This is a genomic window from Thioalkalivibrio sp. ALJ2 (assembly GCF_000378325.1).
Lineage (GTDB): Bacteria > Pseudomonadota > Gammaproteobacteria > Ectothiorhodospirales > Ectothiorhodospiraceae > Thioalkalivibrio.
This window is the reverse complement of sequence record NZ_KB899557.1, coordinates 188,868-206,680: the sequence shown is the minus strand read 5'-3', so window position 1 is coordinate 206,680 and position 17,813 is coordinate 188,868. Positions and strand designations below refer to the sequence as shown.

Annotated in this window: 16 protein-coding genes; 10 read left to right on the top strand and 6 right to left on the bottom strand. The window is 68.2% G+C overall.

The genetic code is table 11. The features are described from left to right. Positions 1-11: 11 nt before the first annotated feature. Genes F468_RS0110080 through def form a run of 6 tightly spaced genes read right to left on the bottom strand, consistent with a single transcriptional unit; the run spans position 12 to position 7,007 of the window. Positions 12-1,391, bottom strand: coding sequence for a sigma-54 dependent transcriptional regulator (locus F468_RS0110080; protein ID WP_018138934.1), 1,380 nt, complete (start codon positions 1,389-1,391; stop codon positions 12-14). Continuing rightward, on the bottom strand, positions 1,388-3,595 hold the full coding sequence (locus tag F468_RS0110075) for an ATP-binding protein (RefSeq protein ID WP_038038520.1): 2,208 nt from the start codon (positions 3,593-3,595) through the stop codon (positions 1,388-1,390). The genes F468_RS0110080 and F468_RS0110075 overlap by 4 nt, the downstream gene beginning before the upstream one ends. Continuing rightward, on the bottom strand, positions 3,580-4,149 hold the full coding sequence (locus F468_RS0110070) for a DUF4390 domain-containing protein (protein WP_018138932.1): 570 nt from the start codon (positions 4,147-4,149) through the stop codon (positions 3,580-3,582). The genes F468_RS0110075 and F468_RS0110070 overlap by 16 nt, the downstream gene beginning before the upstream one ends. A 3-nt stretch (positions 4,150-4,152) precedes the next feature. Further along, entirely contained in the window at positions 4,153-5,508 is a 1,356-nt protein-coding gene (rsmB, locus tag F468_RS0110065) for a 16S rRNA (cytosine(967)-C(5))-methyltransferase RsmB (protein WP_018995075.1), read from the bottom strand. Between the two features lie 3 nt (positions 5,509-5,511). Next, the gene (fmt, locus tag F468_RS0110060; RefSeq protein WP_018995074.1) at positions 5,512-6,474 is read right to left on the bottom strand and encodes a methionyl-tRNA formyltransferase; all 963 of its coding nucleotides are present in this window, start codon (positions 6,472-6,474) and stop codon (positions 5,512-5,514) included. Beyond that, positions 6,474-7,007, bottom strand: a complete 534-nt coding sequence (gene def / locus F468_RS0110055; RefSeq protein ID WP_018138929.1) for a peptide deformylase — start codon at positions 7,005-7,007, stop codon at positions 6,474-6,476. Before def ends, fmt begins: the two co-directional genes overlap by 1 nt. A gap of 144 nt (positions 7,008-7,151) precedes the next feature. Here def and F468_RS0110050 point away from each other — a divergent pair, with 144 nt between their 5' ends. From F468_RS0110050 to ubiA, 10 genes are all read left to right on the top strand, one after another. After that, entirely contained in the window at positions 7,152-8,321 is a 1,170-nt protein-coding gene (locus F468_RS0110050; protein WP_012983636.1) for a LysM peptidoglycan-binding domain-containing protein, read from the top strand. 28 nt (positions 8,322-8,349) lie between these two features. After that, complete coding sequence (gene dprA / locus F468_RS0110045; protein ID WP_018995073.1) at positions 8,350-9,483, top strand: DNA-processing protein DprA; 1,134 nt, start codon at positions 8,350-8,352, stop codon at positions 9,481-9,483. Beyond that, a complete protein-coding gene (locus F468_RS0110040; RefSeq protein ID WP_012983638.1) occupies positions 9,480-9,965 on the top strand; it encodes a DUF494 family protein in 486 nt (161 codons plus the stop codon). Before dprA ends, F468_RS0110040 begins: the two co-directional genes overlap by 4 nt. 141 nt (positions 9,966-10,106) lie before the next feature. Continuing rightward, positions 10,107-12,671, top strand: a complete 2,565-nt coding sequence (locus F468_RS0110035; RefSeq protein WP_012983639.1) for a DNA topoisomerase I — start codon at positions 10,107-10,109, stop codon at positions 12,669-12,671. Further along, the gene (locus F468_RS0110030; RefSeq protein ID WP_018995072.1) at positions 12,658-13,251 is read left to right on the top strand and encodes an L-threonylcarbamoyladenylate synthase; all 594 of its coding nucleotides are present in this window, start codon (positions 12,658-12,660) and stop codon (positions 13,249-13,251) included. The genes F468_RS0110035 and F468_RS0110030 overlap by 14 nt, the downstream gene beginning before the upstream one ends. Positions 13,252-13,267: 16 nt before the next feature. Next, the gene (gene hemF, locus F468_RS0110025; protein ID WP_018995071.1) at positions 13,268-14,197 is read left to right on the top strand and encodes an oxygen-dependent coproporphyrinogen oxidase; all 930 of its coding nucleotides are present in this window, start codon (positions 13,268-13,270) and stop codon (positions 14,195-14,197) included. Between the two features lie 22 nt (positions 14,198-14,219). Further along, positions 14,220-15,236, top strand: a complete 1,017-nt coding sequence (hemB, locus tag F468_RS0110020) for a porphobilinogen synthase (protein WP_012983642.1) — start codon at positions 14,220-14,222, stop codon at positions 15,234-15,236. Next, entirely contained in the window at positions 15,233-16,081 is an 849-nt protein-coding gene (aroE, locus tag F468_RS0110015) for a shikimate dehydrogenase (RefSeq protein ID WP_012983643.1), read from the top strand. The genes hemB and aroE overlap by 4 nt, the downstream gene beginning before the upstream one ends. Before the next feature lie 104 nt (positions 16,082-16,185). Further along, a complete protein-coding gene (locus F468_RS0110010; protein ID WP_012983644.1) occupies positions 16,186-16,851 on the top strand; it encodes an OmpA family protein in 666 nt (221 codons plus the stop codon). Between the two features lie 91 nt (positions 16,852-16,942). Further along, a complete protein-coding gene (gene ubiA, locus F468_RS0110005) occupies positions 16,943-17,812 on the top strand; it encodes a 4-hydroxybenzoate octaprenyltransferase (protein ID WP_018993203.1) in 870 nt (289 codons plus the stop codon). Position 17,813 lies beyond the last annotated feature (1 nt).

The following is a 17,813-nucleotide window of genomic DNA, read 5'->3' as shown; positions in this document are numbered from 1 at the left end:
AGGCTGGCGTCTCAGCCGTCGGCCTTCACCCGTTTTGGATCGATGCCCAGTGCCTTGAACTTGCGATAGAGGTGGGTGCGCTCCAGCCCCACCCGCTCGGCCAGCCGTGTCATGTTGCCTTCCGAGCGCTCCAGTTGCTGGATCAGATACTCGCGCTCGAACTGCTCGCGCGCCTCGCGCAGCGGCAGGTCGGGGATCGCCAGTGCCCCCTCCTCGAACTCCTCACCGCGCTGCGGCTGGCCGGTCAGGGTGCGCTCGACCTCGTCGCGGGTGATCTCGTCACCGGAGCCGAGGATCATCAGCCGTTGCACCAGGTTGCGCAGCTCGCGCACGTTGCCGGGCCACTGATACTGCTGCAGCCGCTCCAGCGCCGGACGCTGGAACAGCCGCATCGGCAGGCCTTCCTGCTGGTGCAGATGGCGCATATGGTAGTCCAGCAACTCCGGGATGTCCTCCGCGTGCTCGCGCAGCGGCGGGATGGCCAGCGGGAGGACGTTCAACCGGTAGTACAGGTCCTCGCGAAACCGGCCCTGCTCCACCGCCGCGCCAAGGTCATGCTGGCTGGCGGCAATCACCCGCACGTTGACGCTGATCGGCTGATCGCCGCCGATACGGGTAATGCGCTGGGTATCCAGGGCATGCAGCAGACGCCCCTGCGTCTGCATGTCCATCTCCGCGACCTCGTCGAGAAACAGCACGCCACCGGCGGCCTGCTCGAGCAGCCCGTAGCGCACACGATCGCCTTGCTCGCTTCCGAACAGCTCGGCCACGGCCTCGTCGCCCGACAGCGAACCGACCGATACCACGATGAACGGACTGTCCCGACGGGCGCTGCGCGCATGCAGCAGCCGGGCGAAGGTCTGTTTGCCCACCCCGGGCTCGCCGGTAATCAGCACCCAGGTGTCGTGTTGCGCCATGCGCTGCACCTGGTCGCGCAGGTTCACCATCACCGCACTGCCGCCCACCGGGTCGGCGACCGTGCCGGCATGGCGTTTCAGGCCCACGTTCTCGCGCTGGAGGCGGGCGGCCTCCAGGGCGTTGTTCAGCGTGATCAGCAGCTTGTCGATCGACAGTGGCTTTTCGATGAAGTCGTAGGCCCCCAGGCGCGTGGCATCGACGGCGGTCTCGACATTGCCGTGGCCGGAGATCATCACCACCGGACAGGGCAGACCCTCGTCGTCGCCCCACTCCTTGAGCAGGGAGATCCCGTCGCCATCCGGCATCCAGACGTCGAGGAGAATCAGATCCGGCCGGCGACTACGGCGCTGAGCCTTGGCCTCGGCCACCGAGCCGGCCAGCGCCACCTGATAGCCCTCGTCCTCGAGGACATCCTGCAACAGCATCCGGATATCCGGTTCGTCGTCGACGACCAGTACGTAGGGTTCGCTCATTCCGGTTCCTCGTGGGCCAGGGCCTGCGGGGTATGTTCGACCGGGATGCGAATGCGGAAAACCGCCCCACCTTCGCCCGCCGGTTCATTATGGCACTCAATCATGCCGCCATGTTCCTCGACGATCTTCTGCGCGACCGCCAAACCGAGACCGGTTCCACGCGGCTTGTCGGTGGTGTAGGGCTCGAAGATGCGTTCCAGCAACTCGGGCTTGATACCCGGGCCGGTGTCGGTCACCCGCAGCTCGATATGGGGTCCGGTCGGATCGTCGAGATAGGCGGTCGCGATATGCACCACGAACGCCTCCTGGTCCTTGCCGGCCTCCAGCGCGTTCTTGATCAGGTTGTGCAGCAGCTGTCGCAGGCGTCCGGCGTCGCCCCGAATCCCGGGGAGGCCCGACTCCAGGTCGGTCTGCACACGGGAATGGCCGTCGGAATCGACATACAGCTCGCAGACATCCTGGATCAGCTGGTTCAGGTCCACCGATCCCAGTTCCAGGCGCGGGGCCTGGGCGTAATCGCGGAAGGCGTTGACCAGCGTCTTCATCGCCTCCACCTGCTGGATGATCGTGCCAGTCGCGCGATCCAGCACCTCGCGGTCTGCCCCGTCCAGGACCTTGCCGAGCCGGCGCGACAGACGCTCGGCGGAGAGCTGGATCGGGGTCAGCGGATTCTTGATCTCGTGTGCCAGACGCCGCGCCACCTCGCCCCAGGCCGCGTCGCGCTGCGCCTTCAGGAACTCGGTCATGTCATCGAACACGATCGCGTGCAGGCCGCGGCTGGAGCCCGAGGTTGGCAGCCATACGGCACGCGTCATCAGCACCTTGCGCCCGGAACGGGTAAACACGACAACCTGCCGCGACCACTCGTCTTCCTGGCGCGCCAGGGCATCGTTGATCGCCTCGAAGAACTGCCCGACCAGCGGACACTCGGCGCCCAGCTCGGAGATCGGACGCGTGCGGGCGCCCTGCAAGTCGCACTCCAGGATCTGGCCGGCGGCCTCGTTCGCGGTGCGAAGGCGCAGACTGCCATCCAGCGCGAGCACGCCGGAACGCAGGTGCTGCAGGACGCTCTCCAGGTAGGCGCGCTCGGCATCCAGCAGGCGGCGGTTGCGTTCGGCCTCGTCACGCGCCTCGTTCAGCGTGCGCGTCATCGCATTGAACGACTGCACCAGAAAGCCCAGCTCGTCGGCCCGCTGCACCGCGAGCCGGGTGGAATAGTCGCCAGCCGCGACCGAGCGCGTCCCCTGCACCAGATCGGAGATCGGACGCACCATGCGCCTGGCCACCAGAAGCCCGGCCCACAGAGCCGCCATCAGCGAGATCGCCAGCGCCAGCGACAGGGTAAAGATAAAGCCCTGGATGATCGGGCCGCGCAGGTAGGCGAATTCGCGGTAGCCGGCAAAGGCATCCTCCACGCGTTGTGACAGGGCCGACATGCGCGGATCGACCGGATAAATCCCCTGCAGGATGCGGTTCTCCGCCCCCGGTCTTCGACTACTGGTGGTCGCCACCACGCGAATCACCAGCGAGCCGTCGGTCTGCGGCTCAAGTCGCGAATACGGCTGCTCCGGGCGCACCCGCATCAGGATATCGGCCCCGGGGGGACTCGGCAGGCGGCGGATCGGGCTGTCGGTGGACGAGGCAATGATGCGGTTGTTGGAGCCGACCAGCGTCAACTCCTGGGCCCCAACCTGACGGCGGTAGTCATTCAACGCCAGCGGAACCAGACCCTCCGAGACCCCTTCCAGCTCGCTCATCATCTCCTGCGTCTCGGTCGCCAGCTGGCGCACGCGCAGATCCAGCGACGAACGCGACAGCTCCAGGGCATCCTCCAGCGCGGAGTCCACGCGCACGTCGAACCAGGAGTCCACGCCCTCGTTCAGGAACTCGAAGGAGAAGTAATAGACGACCGATACCGGCAGCACCGCGACCAGCATGAACCCCCCGACCAGCCGCAGCGTCAGGCGACTGCCGGGCACCCCCTGGCGATACTGGGCGACCATGCGCACGAACTGGTGGACGATCAGCCCCCCCAGCACCAGCAGGATTGCGGCGTGGAATACCAGCAGCCACAGGAACAGCTGCTCGAAGCGGGCCTGGTCCTGCGCCGCCCCGCCCATGACCACCAGCGAGGTCAGCAGCAGCAGGAACAGCAGGCCCATGCCCAGCAGGCCCCATGGGAAGCGTCTTAATCCAGGGACCATCGATGCCACTCCCGCCGGGTGGTGAGGTCACCGCGCAGACCGGCATCCAGCTGCAACGGCAAGGGCAGCGCCGAATACACAAGCAACAGCCGCGCGGCCATGTTGTAGTCTTCCGGCCGCTCGCGCACCGCCCCCGGGACGCCGTGCATCGGCAGGCGCCCGAGTCGGCGGGCGACATACTCCAGGGCATCGCCCAGGGTCGGCTTGAGCTCCATCCGGTCGTCGTTCACGTCGGTTACCAGGTAATACCGGTTCAGCGCAAAATATTGCAGCTTGACCCGGCGTGTCTCGCGCTGCACGGACTCCCGTCCCAGCCAGCGATCCCGTTCGATCCGGGCCTCGGCCTCGAACTCCAGTGTGACCCCATTGGCCAGCGCATCTTCCAGCACCTGCGGCAGTCGCATGTCGAGCACGAGGCGCACCAGCAGGGTGTCATCGTCCATCCACATGTGCCGGGCGTCGCGGATCTCCAGGGCCTGCGCCGTACCCGGGACCAGCGCCAGCACGAGCGACCACGCCAGCAGGAATCCGATCGGCGACCGCCCCGCGCGCATGCCCTAGTCCTTTGTCAACAACGCGTAGTAGAAGCCATCGCCGCCTTCCAGGCCCAGCGGCAGCGCCCAGCCGACCGAGCGTACGTGCGCGCCGGCGATCGGCGGGCCGCCCTCGGGCTCCAGCGCGCGCGCATCCGGCGTGCGCTCGAGAAAGCCCGCGACCACCGCGTCGTTCTCCTCCGACAGGAGCGAACAGGTCGCATACAGCAGGCGCCCGCCAGGGCGCAGCAGCCCCCAGGCCGCCTCCAGAATACGCGCCTGCTCCGCCGCCAGGCGCGGGATGTCGTCGGCGCGACGCAGGGTCTTGATGTCCGGGTGACGCCGGATCACCCCGGTCGCCGAGCAGGGCACATCCAGCAGGATCGCATCGAAGGGCTGGCCATCCCACCAGGCATCGGGGTCGGCGACGTCGGCCGCGGTCAGTTGCGCGGCGAAGCCCAGTCGGTCGAGATTTTCGCGCACCTGCACAAGTCGCTCGGCATCGTTGTCCAGCGCAGTCAACTGGAGATCACCACCCGCCCGTTCCAGCAGATGACCGGTCTTGCCGCCCGGGGCCGCGCAGGCATCCAGCACGCGTTCGCCCGGCTGCGGATCGAGCAGGACCGCCGCCCATTGCGCAGAGGCGTCCTGCACCGAGAGCCGGCCCTCGGCAAAACCGGGCAGTCGAGCGACGTCCGCGGGTTCCTCCAGTGTCAGGGCTGCCTCCAGCTGAGGATGCGCCTGTGCCGGGTGCCCCGCCTCGACCAGCGCCTGGAGGGCGTCCTCGCGCGAGGTGCGGGACAGGTTCACGCGCAGGGTCATAGGTGCGGGACGGGTGGCCGCCTCCAGCAACATCTCCCAGTCGTCGGGCCAGGAGGCGCGGATCGCCTCCAGCAGCCATTCCGGAACGGCATAACGCAGCGCCGGGTCTTCCCGGACTGCCGCCTCCAGCGCATCCTGTTCGCGCTGCGCGCGCCGCAGTACCGCATTGATCAGCCCCACCGCACCGGGGCGATGGATGGCCCGCGCCAGCTCCGCGGTCTCGCGCACGGCCGCGTGGTCACGGGTAGAGAAATGCATCAGCTCGGCCAGCCCCTGCGCCAGCAGCACACCGATCACGGCGTCTTTCTTGCGCAGCGGGCGCTCCAGGAACCCGTTTACCAGCGCCGACAGTTGCGGATACCAGCGCAGCGTGGTGTAGGCCAGCGCCTGCACCCAGGCCGCGTCGCGGGCGTTCAGCCCTTCGGTTGCGTGCTCGACCGCGCGCGTCAGGGAATGCCCCTGCAATACGACCCCCTCGGCCGCCTCCAGCGCCCGCTGGCGCGGGGAGCGCGAGTCCACCCGCGAGGGTACGATGCGTCCGTTGCGCTTGCCCGCCATCGCTCAGCCGCCCGCGAGGCGCTGCCCGACCAGCGCCGTAGTATTGGCCCAGTCCGCGGCCGCAACCGGGCGCTTGCCCGGCAGCTGCACGGTCTCCAGAAGCAGCTGACCTTGTTCGGTGCCCACTTGCACCCCGTCACGGCCCGCAGCTCGGATGGTGCCCGGCTCCGGGTCCGCCGGCCCGGGCAAAGGGCGCGCGGCATGCACGCGGATCACCTGCTCGCCCCAGCGCGCCTGGGCAACCGGCCAGGGGTTGAAGGCCCGCACCTGGCGATCCAGCTCCACCGCCGGGCGGGCAAAATCCAGCCAGGCCTCACCCTTTTCCAGCTTGTGCGCGTAGGTCGCGCCGGCATCGTCCTGTGGTTCCGGCTGCGAACGCCCCGCGAGGATCTCGGGCAGCCCCTCCAGCAGCAGCTCGGCGCCCAGCGTGGCCAGCGTATCGTGCATCTCGCCGGTGGTCGTCGTCACCGTGATCGGAGTCGAGCGACAGGCGTGCACCGGGCCCGTGTCCAGGCCGGGCGCCATCTGCATCAGGCAGACCCCGGTCTCGGTATCGCCGGCCAGGATCGCGCGGTGGATCGGTGCCGCACCGCGCCAGCGGGGCAACAGCGAGGCGTGGATGTTCAGCCCGCCCCGGCCGGGGATCTCCAGCACCGTTCGCGGCAGGATCAACCCGTAGGCCGCTACGATCAGGATATCCGGGCGCCAGGCGGCCAGTTCGGCCTGGGCCTCGGGCGATTTCAGGGATTCCGGCTGCAGCACCGGGATGCCGGCCGCCTCGGCGGCGACCTTGACCGGGCTCGGGCGCAGTTGGCGCCCCCGCCCCGCCGGGCGATCCGGCTGGGTGTAGACGGCCACGGGCCTCGGGCCGCGCTCGATCAGGGCCTCCAGCGCAGGGACCGCGAAGTCGGGTGTACCCGCGTAGACCACACGCGGCAATGGCACGTCCTTGTTGCCTTGCTTCATCAGACGGCGGGCGCCGCGGCCTTGTCTCCCGCGCCGGCCCGCGCGCCCTGCTTCTCCAGCTTCTTGCGGATGCGATTGCGCTTCAGGCTGGAGAGGTAGTCCACGAACAGCTTGCCGTCGAGGTGGTCGATCTCGTGCTGGATACACACGGCCAGAAGGCCATCGATATCGAGCTCATAGGGCTGGCCATCTCGGCCGAGGGCACGCACACGAATACGGTCGGCGCGCTGCACCCGCTCGTAGAATCCGGGCACCGACAGGCAGCCCTCGTCCATCTCCTCCTCGCCGGAGGTCTCGAGGATCTCGGGGTTGATCAGCACGTGCGGCTCGCTCTGGTCATCGGAGACATCCGCCACCAACACCCGCTTTTGCACGTTGATCTGGGTGGCCGCCAGACCAATGCCCGGCGCGTCGTACATGGTTTCCAGCATGTCGTCGACCAGAGTGCGGACCTCGTCGTCCACCGTCTCGACCGGCTCCGCCTGCAGACGCAGGCGGGGATCCGGGAAATGCAGTATTTCGCGCTTGGCCATGAAAAACCTCAAACTTTGTACTGTACAGATGCCGCAATTCTGCTAACGTTGGACCGCAATATCCGCGGAATTGCGTCATCCGCATGGGGCCGGGCTAAAGCAAAAGAAGGCTCGGGGAGCGCGCGGATCTGACAGGGGACAGCAATGTACAAGACCAGGGCGACCACGACCTTCGTTCTGCCGGGCATATTATTCAGTGTAACGCTGTTGCTCGGCGCCTGCGCAGCCACCCAGACCGAAGAGGGGGCTGCCACCGCCGAGGACACCGAGGCCACACAAACGGCCCGCAGCGAGGACACCTCCCGCGAAACCGACCGGGCCGCCGAGACCCCGGAGCCGGAACCCGAGATCCGCGAATCCGCTCCCGAACGCTACGTGGTCCGCGAGGGCGACACCCTGTGGGACATCGCCGCGATGTTCCTGCGCGATCCGTGGTACTGGCCGGAGATCTGGCTGGTGAACCCCGAGATCGAGAACCCGCATCTGATCTATCCGGGCGACGTACTCAGCATCTACTACGTGGACGGCGAACCGCGCATCACCGTGGATGGCGGCCCGCGCGTTCGCCCGACCAAGCGTCTGTCGCCCGAGATTCGCGTAGTCGATCGCGATGAGGATGCGACCCCGATCTCCACGCTGCAGTCGTTCATGTTCCGTCCGCAGGTGCTGGACGACGAGACGCTGGACAACGCCCCCTACATCCTGGCCTCGCAGGATGAGCGCGTGATCTTCGGCCCGGGCGACCGCGTCTACGTGCGCAATGCCGAAGACACCCAGCAATACGACCTCTATCACATCGTGCGTCGTGACGGCGAGCTGGTGGACCCGGACACCGGCGAGAACCTGGGCATTGCGACCCTGCCGATTGGCGAGGCCGAGATCGTCGAGCCCGGCAACGTGGCACGCGCAAACATCCGCAAGGGTGAGCGCGAAGCCATCCGTGGCGACCGCCTGGTCCCCTATGCCGATGAACAGGACATGCTGTTCGAGATCGGACGTCCGCCAGAAGACCTGGAGGGCACGATCATCTCCCTGTTCGACGCGATCAGCCAGATCGGCCAGCTCCAGGCTGCGATCATCAACCGTGGCGAGCGTGACGGCATCGAGAACGGCCAGGTGATGACCGCCTACACCGCCGGCCGCCAGGTTCGCGACCCGATCAGCGACCGGGCGAACGAGGTCGTGACCTTGCCCGAGGAATCGGTCGGAACGGTGATGGTGTTCCAGACCTTCGAGAAGGTCTCCTACATCCTGGTCACGGAGTCCGACCGCACCCTGCGCGAGGGTGACAAGGTCCGCCATCCGTCGCACTGATCCGCTCGCACGGGCATCCGCACCACCGATGACCGACGACCGGGACCGGGCGACGCATCAGCGCGCCTGGCTGGAACTGATCAACACCCCGGGGCTCGGCCACCAGCGCCTGCTGCATCTGGTCGAGGCCTTTGGCGGTCCCGGCGCCGCCCTGGCCGCTTCTCCTAGCGAATGGCGCCATCACGGCGTCGAGCTGAATATCGACCCGGCGGCCCGCACGGCAGCCGCCGATGCCGACCAGGCCTGGCTCGACCAGGACGAGCGGCACCACCTGCTATGCCGGGATGACCCCGACTACCCGCCGCTACTGGCCGAAATCCCCGATCCGCCCCCGGTCCTGTACCTGAACGGCGACCCGAGCCTGCTGCATCGGCCGCAGATCGCCATCATCGGCGCACGCGAGTGCACGCCGCAGGGCGAACGCCTGGCCGGGGAGTTCGCGCGCGAGCTCGCCGGTGCCGGCGTGGTGGTGACCAGCGGCCTGGCGCGCGGCATCGACGGGGTGGCCCACGAGGGCGCCCTGGCTGCCCCCGGTGGCCGCACGATCGCAGTCGTCGCGACCGGCCCCGACCGCATCTACCCGGCGCAGCATCGTCGCCTCGCCCACCGCATCGCGGATCACGGACTGGTCGTATCGCTGTGGCCAACCGGCACGCGCCCACTGGCGCGCAACTTCCCGCAGCGCAACCGGGTGATCAGCGGCATGGCCCTGGGCACGGTCGTGGTCGAGGCCGCACTGAAGAGCGGATCGCTGATCACCGCCCGCCTGGCGGCGGAACAGGGCCGGCAGGTCTACGCGGTGCCGGGCTCGGTACTGAGCCCGGTCAGCCGAGGTTGCCATCGCCTGATCCGTGATGGGGCGCAACTCGTGGAATCGGCCGACGAGGTGCTGGAAGACCTGGCGGACTGGCTCGGCGTCGCCCCCGGGGAGACAGCCAGCACACCACCGGAACCGGCCCGGGAGCCACTGGATCCGGAGCAGGAACGCGTGCTGAACGCGATGGGTTTTGACCCGATCCCGCTGGAAACCCTGCGGGATCGCACCAAATTGACCATCGAGCGCCTTTCATCCATGCTGGTTTTGCTGGAACTCAACGGCCGTGTGGCCGCCCTCGACCACGGGCGCTACCAGCGCCTCGACGCAGGATCCCCTGAATCATGAACGAAAGCGTGCTGGATGTGCTCATGTACCTGTTCGAGCACACCATGGACGAGGAATCCGACGAGGAGCCGGATCGCGCGGAACTGGAACGCCACCTGGTGGAGGCCGGTTTCGCCCGCCCCGAGATCGACCGCGCCCTGGGCTGGCTGGATCGCCTGATGAGCGAGGCCCCCCTCACCGGTCGCGGCGGCGACAGCGCGGCCCAGCGCATCTATGCCCCGGAAGAGCGCAAGCGCCTGGACACCGAGGCGCACGGCTTCCTGCTGCACCTGGAGCAAAACGGGCTGCTGACCGCCGGCACCCGCGAGCTGGTACTGGACCGCGTGATGGAACTGGACGCCGAGGAGATCGACCTCGACCAGCTGCGCTGGGTGGTGCTGATGGTGCTGTTCAACCAGCCCGACGATGCGATCGCCTATTCCCGCCTGGAAGAGGTGATGCGCGACGATGCCGGCCCGTCGGCCGTGGATTATCTGCACTGAGTCCACCGTCCTCCGCAGACAATGCGGTAGCCACGGGCGTTTTCCTCCTCTAGTCTTTAGCGCCCGTGAACCCGGTCGCTGCCATGCGACCGCGATCGCCCCGATACGGAACCCGCTGCCACGGAGACGGTCCCGAGCGACATGAGCAAGCACCTCGTCATTGTAGAGTCGCCCGCCAAGGGCAAGACCATCGAAAAATATCTCGGCCCGGACTACCAGGTCATGGCCTCCTATGGCCATGTCCGCGACCTGGTCCCCAAGGAAGGGGCGGTGGACCCGGAAAACGGGTTCCGCATGAAGTACGACGTGATCGAGCGCAGCGAAAAGCAGATCGAGGCGATCGCCAAGGCGCTGAAGAAATCCGATGACCTGATCCTCGCGACTGACCCCGACCGTGAAGGCGAGGCAATCTCCTGGCATCTCTACGAGGTGCTGCGTGACCGCGGCCTGCTAGACGATCGTGGCGTGCATCGGGTCGTGTTCCACGAGATCACCAAGAAGGCGATCCAGCAGGCGATCGAGGAACCGCGCGACCTGGCCAAGCCGCTGATCGATGCCCAGCAGGCGCGCCGCGCGCTGGACTACCTGGTCGGCTTCAACCTCTCCCCGCTGCTGTGGCGCAAGATCAAGCGCGGCCTGTCCGCCGGGCGCGTGCAAAGCCCGGCACTGCGCATGATCTGCGAGCGCGAGAACGAGATCGAGGCCTTCGTCCCGCGCGAATACTGGACCCTGGATGCGAAGGTCGAGCGCCAGGAGCAGCCGTTCACCGCGCGCCTGACCTACCTGGACGGCAACAAGCTGGACCAGTTCGACCTGAACAGCGCCGAACTCGCACATGACGCCCAGAAGCGCCTGACCGAGGCCGCGAACGGCGAGCTGCGTGTCGCCAAGGTCGAGAAGAAGCAGCGCCGCCGCAACCCGGCCGCGCCGTTCACCACCTCGACCCTGCAGCAGGAGGCCTCGCGCAAGCTGGGCTTCACCGCATCGCGCACCATGCGCACCGCGCAGCAGCTGTATGAAGGCATCGATCTGGGCTCCGGCGCGATCGGCCTGATCACCTATATGCGTACCGACTCGGTGGCCCTGGCCGGCGAGGCGATTGGCGAGATCCGCGGCCTGATCGAGGAGCGCTATGGCGCCAACAACGTCCCCGACAGCCCGCGCCAGTACAAGACCAAGTCGAAGAACGCGCAGGAGGCCCACGAGGCTATCCGCCCGACCTCCGTGCGCCGCCTGCCGAACGAGGTCCGCGCCCGCCTGAGCAGTGACCAGGCCCGGCTGTACGACCTGATCTGGAAGCGCACCGTCGCCTGCCAGATGATCCACGCGACCTTCGACACCGTGGCCGCCGACCTGGTCCCGGGTGACAGCCGACACCAGTTCCGCGCCACCGGCTCCACCCTGGTCGACCCCGGCTTCATCGCCGTCTACCAGGAGGGCCGCGACGACGCGCAGGATGACGACGAGGACAAGCGCCTGCCGGAAATGGCCGAGGGCGACACGGTCCAGCTGGAAGAGGTCACCGCCGACCAGCACTTCACCGAGCCGCCGCCGCGCTACACCGAGGCCAGCCTGGTGAAGACGCTGGAGGAATACGGCATCGGCCGTCCGTCCACCTACGCCAGCATCATCTCCACGCTGCAGTCGCGCGAGTACGTGGAGATGGACGGCAAGCGCTTCATCCCGACCGACACCGGCCGGATCGTGAACAGCTTCCTGACCCAGCACTTCGACCGCTACGTGGACTACGACTTCACCGCGAAGCTGGAAGACGAGCTGGACGCGATCTCGCGCGGCGAGAAGGACTGGGTCCCGGTGCTGGAGGATTTCTGGGGCGACTTCCGCGACCGGGTGAAGGAGAAGGAAGAAAACGTCACTCGCGCCGAGGCCGTGCAGTCGCGCGAACTGGGCCCCGATCCGCAGAGCGGACGCCCGGTCAGCGTGCGCCTGGGCCGTTTCGGCCCGATCGTGCAGATCGGCACCAAGGACGACGAGGAGAAGCCGCGCTTCGCCGGCCTGCTGCCCGGGCAGAAGATGGACAAGATCACCCTCGACGAGGCGCTGGAGCTATTCAAGCTTCCGCGCGACCTCGGCGAGACGCCCGAGGGCGAGCCGGTGATGGTCAACATCGGCCGCTTCGGACCGTACGTGAAGTACGGCTCCAAGTACGCCTCCCTCGGCCCGGACGACGACGTCTGGACCATCGAGCTGCCGCGCGCGCTGGAGATCGTCGCCGAGAAGAAGAAGAAGGACGCCGAACGCTTCATCAAGAGCTTCGACGAAGAGGGCATCCAGGTCCTCAACGGGCGCTACGGCCCTTACGTGACCGACGGCAACAAGAACGCCAAGATCCCCAAGGAGACCGATCCCAAGTCCCTGACGCTGGAGCAGTGCCAGGAACTGATCGCCGCCGCCCCGGAACGCAAGGGCCGCGGCCGCAAGGGGGCGGCCAAGTCGACCGGCAAGTCCTCCGGGAAGACCGCCTCCAAGTCGTCGACCGCAAAGAAGACGACCACGAAAAAGGCAGCCACCACCAAGAAGGCCGCCAGCAAGACGGGCACGAAAAAGGCCACCGCAAAGAAGACGAGCACGTCGAAGAAGGCCCCGGCGAAGAAGGCTTCGACCGCCAAGTCTGGTAGCGCGAAATCCGGCAGCGGCGACAGCCGCCTGAGTGCCCAGCCCTCCGGCGACCGTGGATCCGAATAGCCAACCGCTGCTAACCCCCGAGATCGAGCCCGTCGCGCAGTCCGTGCGCGACGGCGGTGTGGTCGCCTACCCCACCGAGGCGGTCTTCGGCCTTGGCTGCCGCCCGGATGACCCCCGGGCGATCGATCGCATCCTCGAGATCAAGGGCCGCCCGGCCACCAAGGGACTGATTGTGGTCACCGACCGGCTGGATCGCCTCGCGCCCTGGCTGGCGCCGCTACCGGCCGAACGCCGGGCCGAGATCGACGCCAGCTGGCCTGGGCCGACCACCTGGCTGCTACCCGTCACCGATGCCTGCCCGCCGCTGCTGCGCGGCGAACACGACAGCCTCGCGGTACGCGTCACCGCCCACCCGGAGACGCGCGCGCTGTGCGCGGCCGCGGGCAGCCCCCTGGTCTCCACCAGCGCCAACCGCGCGGGCATAGAGCCCTGCCGCACCTGGGACTGCGTGAACACGCAGCTCGGGACGGGCATCGACGCGATCCTGCAGGCAGAATGTGGCGGGCGCACCGCACCCAGCACGATCCGCGATGCCCGCACCGGGGCCTGGCTCCGGGGCGCGCCGGATACCCACGAATAACCAACCGGGACGCAGCATGAGCCAGGACCACGTCTCCATCGACCGTGTCATCGACTACCTGCAGGGCCTGCAGGACCGCATCTGCCAGGGTCTCGAGGGCCTGGACGGCCAGGCCCGCTTCCAGGAGGACGCCTGGGAACGCCCGGCCGGCGGCGGCGGCCGCACCCGTGTAATGCACGAGGGGCGGGTCTTCGAGCAGGCCGGGGTCAACTTCTCCCATGTGATGGGCGACAACCTCCCGGCCTCGGCCACCGCGCACCGCCCGGAGATGGCCGGACGCTCGTTCCAGGCCACCGGCGTGTCGCTGGTGATCCACCCGCACAATCCGTATGTGCCGACCTCGCACGCGAATGTGCGCTTCTTCATCGCGGATAAGCCCGGCGAGGAGCCGATCTGGTGGTTCGGCGGCGGCTTCGACCTGACCCCGTACTACGGTTTCGACGAGGACTGCATCCACTGGCACCGCACGGCCGAGGCCGCCTGTCGTCCGTTCGGCGAGCACCTCTACCCGGCGCACAAGCAGTGGTGCGACGAGTACTTTCATCTCAAGCACCGCGACGAGCCGCGCGGCGTCGGCGGGCTGTTCTTCGACGACTTCAGCGAGGGCGGCTTCGAGCACGCCTTCGGCTACATGCAGAGCGTCGGCAATGCCTATCTGGATGCCTATGGCCCGATCGTCGAGCGTCGCCACGCGACCGAATACGGCGAGCGCGAGCGCCAGTTCCAGCTCTACCGGCGCGGGCGCTATGTCGAGTTCAATCTGGTCTACGACCGCGGTACCCTGTTCGGCCTGCAGTCGGGCGGGCGCACCGAGTCGATCCTGATGTCGCTGCCGCCGCTGGTGCGCTGGGAATACAACTACCAGCCGGAGGCCGGCACGCCCGAGGCCGAACTCTACGAGCGCTATCTGAAGCCGCGCGACTGGCTGGCCGAGTCCGCCGGCTGACCCACCAACAAGGACGACCCGCATGACCGCACCGATCGCCCCCTATCCCGCCGGCCGTCCGCGCCGCATGCGCCGCGACGCCTTCTCCCGCCGCCTGATGCGCGAGCATCACCTGCGCGCGGACGACCTGATCCTGCCGGTGTTCGTCACCGAGGGCGAAGGGGTGCGCGAGGCGGTGCCGTCGATGCCCGGCGTGGAGCGCGTCAGCATCGACCTGCTGCTGGAGGAGGCGGCCGCCGCCGTGCGCCTCGGCATCCCGGCGCTGGCCCTGTTCCCGGTGGTCCCGGGCGAGAAGAAGAGCCTGGATGCCGCCGAGGCCTGGAACCCCGAGGGCCTGGCCCAGCGCGCGGTACGCGCCCTGAAGCAGGCCCACCCCGAGCTCGGCGTGATCACCGACGTCGCCCTGGACCCGTTCACCACCCACGGCCAGGACGGCATCATCGACGATGACGGCTACGTGGTGAACGACATCACCGTCGAGGCGCTGGTGAAGCAGGCGCTGTCGCATGCCGCGGCCGGGGCCGACGTGGTCGCCCCCTCCGACATGATGGACGGGCGCATCGGCGCGATCCGCACCGCGCTGGAAGATGGCGGGCACGTGCACACGCGCATCCTCGCCTACTCCGCCAAGTACGCCTCGGCCTTCTACGGGCCGTTCCGCGATGCGGTGGGCTCAGCCAGCAATCTGGGCAAGGGCGGCAAGGAGACCTACCAGATGGACCCGGCCAACGGCGATGAGGCCCTGCACGAGGTCGCGCTCGACCTGGCCGAGGGCGCCGACATGGTGATGGTCAAGCCGGGGATGCCGTACCTGGACGTGGTCCGCCGGATTCGCGACGAGTTCCAGCGCCCGACCTTCGTCTATCACGTCTCCGGCGAGTACGCGATGCTCAAGGCCGCCGCCGAACGCGGCTGGCTGGACGAGCGCGCCTGCGTGCTGGAGGCCCTGACCGGCATGAAGCGCGCCGGGGCCGACGGCATCCTCACCTACTACGCCCGCACCGTGGCCGAATGGCTGACGGAGGACGCGGCCCGATGAGCGAGCCGCGCCCCGATCGTTATGGCGTGGTCGGCAACCCGATCCGCCATTCGCTGTCGCCGCGCATCCATGCCCTATTCGCCGAACAGACCGGGCAGCACCTGACCTACGAGGCCCTGCTGGGCACCCCGGGTCAGTTCGCCGAGGAGGTCTGGGCATGGTTCTCCTCCGGGTTCCGCGGCCTGAACGTGACCGTCCCGTTCAAGGAAGAGGCGTTCGCCCTGGCCCGGGTCCTGACCGACCGCGCCCGGCGCGCCGGCGCCGTGAACACCCTCTGGCGCGACGACGAGCGCCAGCTCCACGGCGACAACACCGACGGCATCGGCTTCTGCCGCGACCTCGACCGCCTGGGTGGCGAGGTGCCCGGCCGGCGCATCCTGATCCTCGGGGCCGGCGGCGCGACCCGCGGGCTGCTGCAGCCCCTGCTGGAGCGCCACCCCGCACAGCTGGTGATCGCCAACCGCACTGCGGCGCGGGCCGAGGCACTGGCCGAGGACTTCGCCGACCTGGCGATCGATACCGAGCTCTCCGCCTGCGGCCTCGACGCCCTGCCCGCCGGCCCGTTCGATCTGGTCATCAACGCCACCGCCGCCGGCCTGTCCGACGCGGGGCTGAACCTACCCGCGACGCTGGTGCACCCGGACAGCCTGGCCTACGACCTGGTCTACGGCCCCGGTGCGGCCCGGTTCCTTGACTGGGCCCGGGATGCTGGCTGCCGGCAGACGTCCGACGGCCTGGGCATGCTGGTCGAGCAGGCCGCCGAGGCCTTCGCGACCTGGCGCGGCATCCACCCCGACACCACCCCGGTATTGCGCCAACTGCGTCACGAAAACGACACGGCCTGACGCCCGGTTCACCTTCCGTTCAAGCAACGGCGCAATCCTGTTCCCGAGCGCGCCCGTGGGCGCAGACTGAAACCCGGGAGTTCCTTCCCGGCTGGGGGGCAAGCATGATCTCGCGCATTGGTGTTCTGGTACTGGTCGGTTTTCTGACCTTCGCCATCGGCTGTACCACCACGGATCCCTATACCGGCGAGGAGCGGGTATCGCGCACGGCCATCGGCGCCGGTGTCGGCGCGGCTGCCGGGGCCGTGGTCGGCAGCATCACCAGCCGCCGCAACCGCACCCAGCGCGCGATGATCGGGGCCGGGATCGGGGCCCTGGCCGGCGGTGCGATCGGCAACTACATGGACCGCCAGGAGGCCGAGCTGCGCGAGCAGCTGCGGGGAACCGGTGTCAGCGTGACCCGCGACGGCGACAACATCATCCTGAACATGCCCGGGCACATCACCTTCGATATCGACCGCACCGACATCAAACCGGAGTTCGAGGAGGTGCTGAACTCGGTGGCGCTGGTCCTGGCCGAATACGACCAGACCGGTATCGAGGTCGCCGGCCATACCGACATCACCGGACGCGTCGAGTACAACATGGACCTGTCGGAACGGCGCGCTCAGAGCGTCGGGCGCGCCCTGATACGGCGCGGCGTCCAGTCGGTGCGCGTCGACACCGTCGGCTTCGGGCCGCATCAGCCCATCGCGACCAACGAAACCGCCGAGGGCCGCGCGCTGAACCGGCGTGTAGAACTGACCCTGTTCCCGCTGACCGCGGACTGAGCGCCGGCCCCCAGCACGATCGGGCCGGGGATTGCCCGACCCGCCCCCTTCCTCATCCATCCGGCGCGCCGGGCTGGTAAGCTTGGCCGCCATGGACGCACGTGCACGCCTGTGGGAACTGGCCCGACTGGTCCGCCTGGACCGGCCTGTCGGCATCTATCTGCTGCTGTGGCCGACTCTGTGGGCGCTCTGGATCGCAGCCGAGGGCTGGCCGCCGGGTTCGCTGATCTTCATCTTCGTTGCCGGCGTCGTGCTGATGCGCTCGGCCGGCTGTGCGATCAACGACTACGCGGACCGCGACTTCGACGCCCATGTCGCCCGCACGCGCGACCGCCCGCTGGCACTGGGCACCATCACCCCGAACGAGGCCCTGGCAACCTTCGCCGTGCTGGCGCTGACCGCCTTCGTGCTGGTGCTGTTCACCAACCTGCTGACCATTCTCTATTCCCTGGTCGCAGTGGTGCTGGCCGCCACCTATCCCTTCGCCAAGCGCTTCCACCACTTTCCGCAGGTGCACCTGGGCGCGGCCTTCGCCTGGGCGGTGCCCATGGCCTTTACCGCGGTCACCGGGGACCACCCGCCCCCGCTCGCCTGGCTGCTGTACGTGACCGTGCTGGCCTGGACCGTGGTATATGACACCTTCTACGGCATGGTGGACCGCGAGGACGACCTGAAGATCGGGGTGAAGTCCACTGCGATCGCATTCGGCGAGATGGACCGGCTGATCACGGCTGGGCTGCAGATACTCGTCTGGCTGGGGCTGTACCTGATCGGCCAGCATGCCGGGCTCGGCGGCTACTACACGGCGGGGCTGGTGATCGTGGCGATGCTGATGTTCTACCAGCAGTTCCTGATCGCCGAACGCGAGCCGGCCGACTGCCTGCGGGCATTCAAGAACAACCACTATCTCGGCGCCGTGGTGATGCTCGCGATGATCGCGGATCACCATCTGGGAGGCTAAC

Coding starts and splice junctions, on each gene's coding strand:
- F468_RS0110070 (WP_018138932.1), bottom strand. CDS start 4,149: ATGCGCGCGGGGCGGTCGCCGATCGGATTCCTGCTGGCGTGGTCGCTC.
- F468_RS0110075 (WP_038038520.1), bottom strand. CDS start 3,595: ATGGTCCCTGGATTAAGACGCTTCCCATGGGGCCTGCTGGGCATGGGC.
- hemB (WP_012983642.1), top strand. CDS start 14,220: ATGACCGCACCGATCGCCCCCTATCCCGCCGGCCGTCCGCGCCGCATG.
- ubiA (WP_018993203.1), top strand. CDS start 16,943: ATGGACGCACGTGCACGCCTGTGGGAACTGGCCCGACTGGTCCGCCTG.
- fmt (WP_018995074.1), bottom strand. CDS start 6,474: ATGAAGCAAGGCAACAAGGACGTGCCATTGCCGCGTGTGGTCTACGCG.
- hemF (WP_018995071.1), top strand. CDS start 13,268: ATGAGCCAGGACCACGTCTCCATCGACCGTGTCATCGACTACCTGCAG.
- aroE (WP_012983643.1), top strand. CDS start 15,233: ATGAGCGAGCCGCGCCCCGATCGTTATGGCGTGGTCGGCAACCCGATC.
- F468_RS0110080 (WP_018138934.1), bottom strand. CDS start 1,391: ATGAGCGAACCCTACGTACTGGTCGTCGACGACGAACCGGATATCCGG.
- rsmB (WP_018995075.1), bottom strand. CDS start 5,508: ATGGCGGGCAAGCGCAACGGACGCATCGTACCCTCGCGGGTGGACTCG.
- def (WP_018138929.1), bottom strand. CDS start 7,007: ATGGCCAAGCGCGAAATACTGCATTTCCCGGATCCCCGCCTGCGTCTG.
- F468_RS0110035 (WP_012983639.1), top strand. CDS start 10,107: ATGAGCAAGCACCTCGTCATTGTAGAGTCGCCCGCCAAGGGCAAGACC.
- dprA (WP_018995073.1), top strand. CDS start 8,350: ATGACCGACGACCGGGACCGGGCGACGCATCAGCGCGCCTGGCTGGAA.
- F468_RS0110010 (WP_012983644.1), top strand. CDS start 16,186: ATGATCTCGCGCATTGGTGTTCTGGTACTGGTCGGTTTTCTGACCTTC.
- F468_RS0110050 (WP_012983636.1), top strand. CDS start 7,152: ATGTACAAGACCAGGGCGACCACGACCTTCGTTCTGCCGGGCATATTA.
- F468_RS0110040 (WP_012983638.1), top strand. CDS start 9,480: ATGAACGAAAGCGTGCTGGATGTGCTCATGTACCTGTTCGAGCACACC.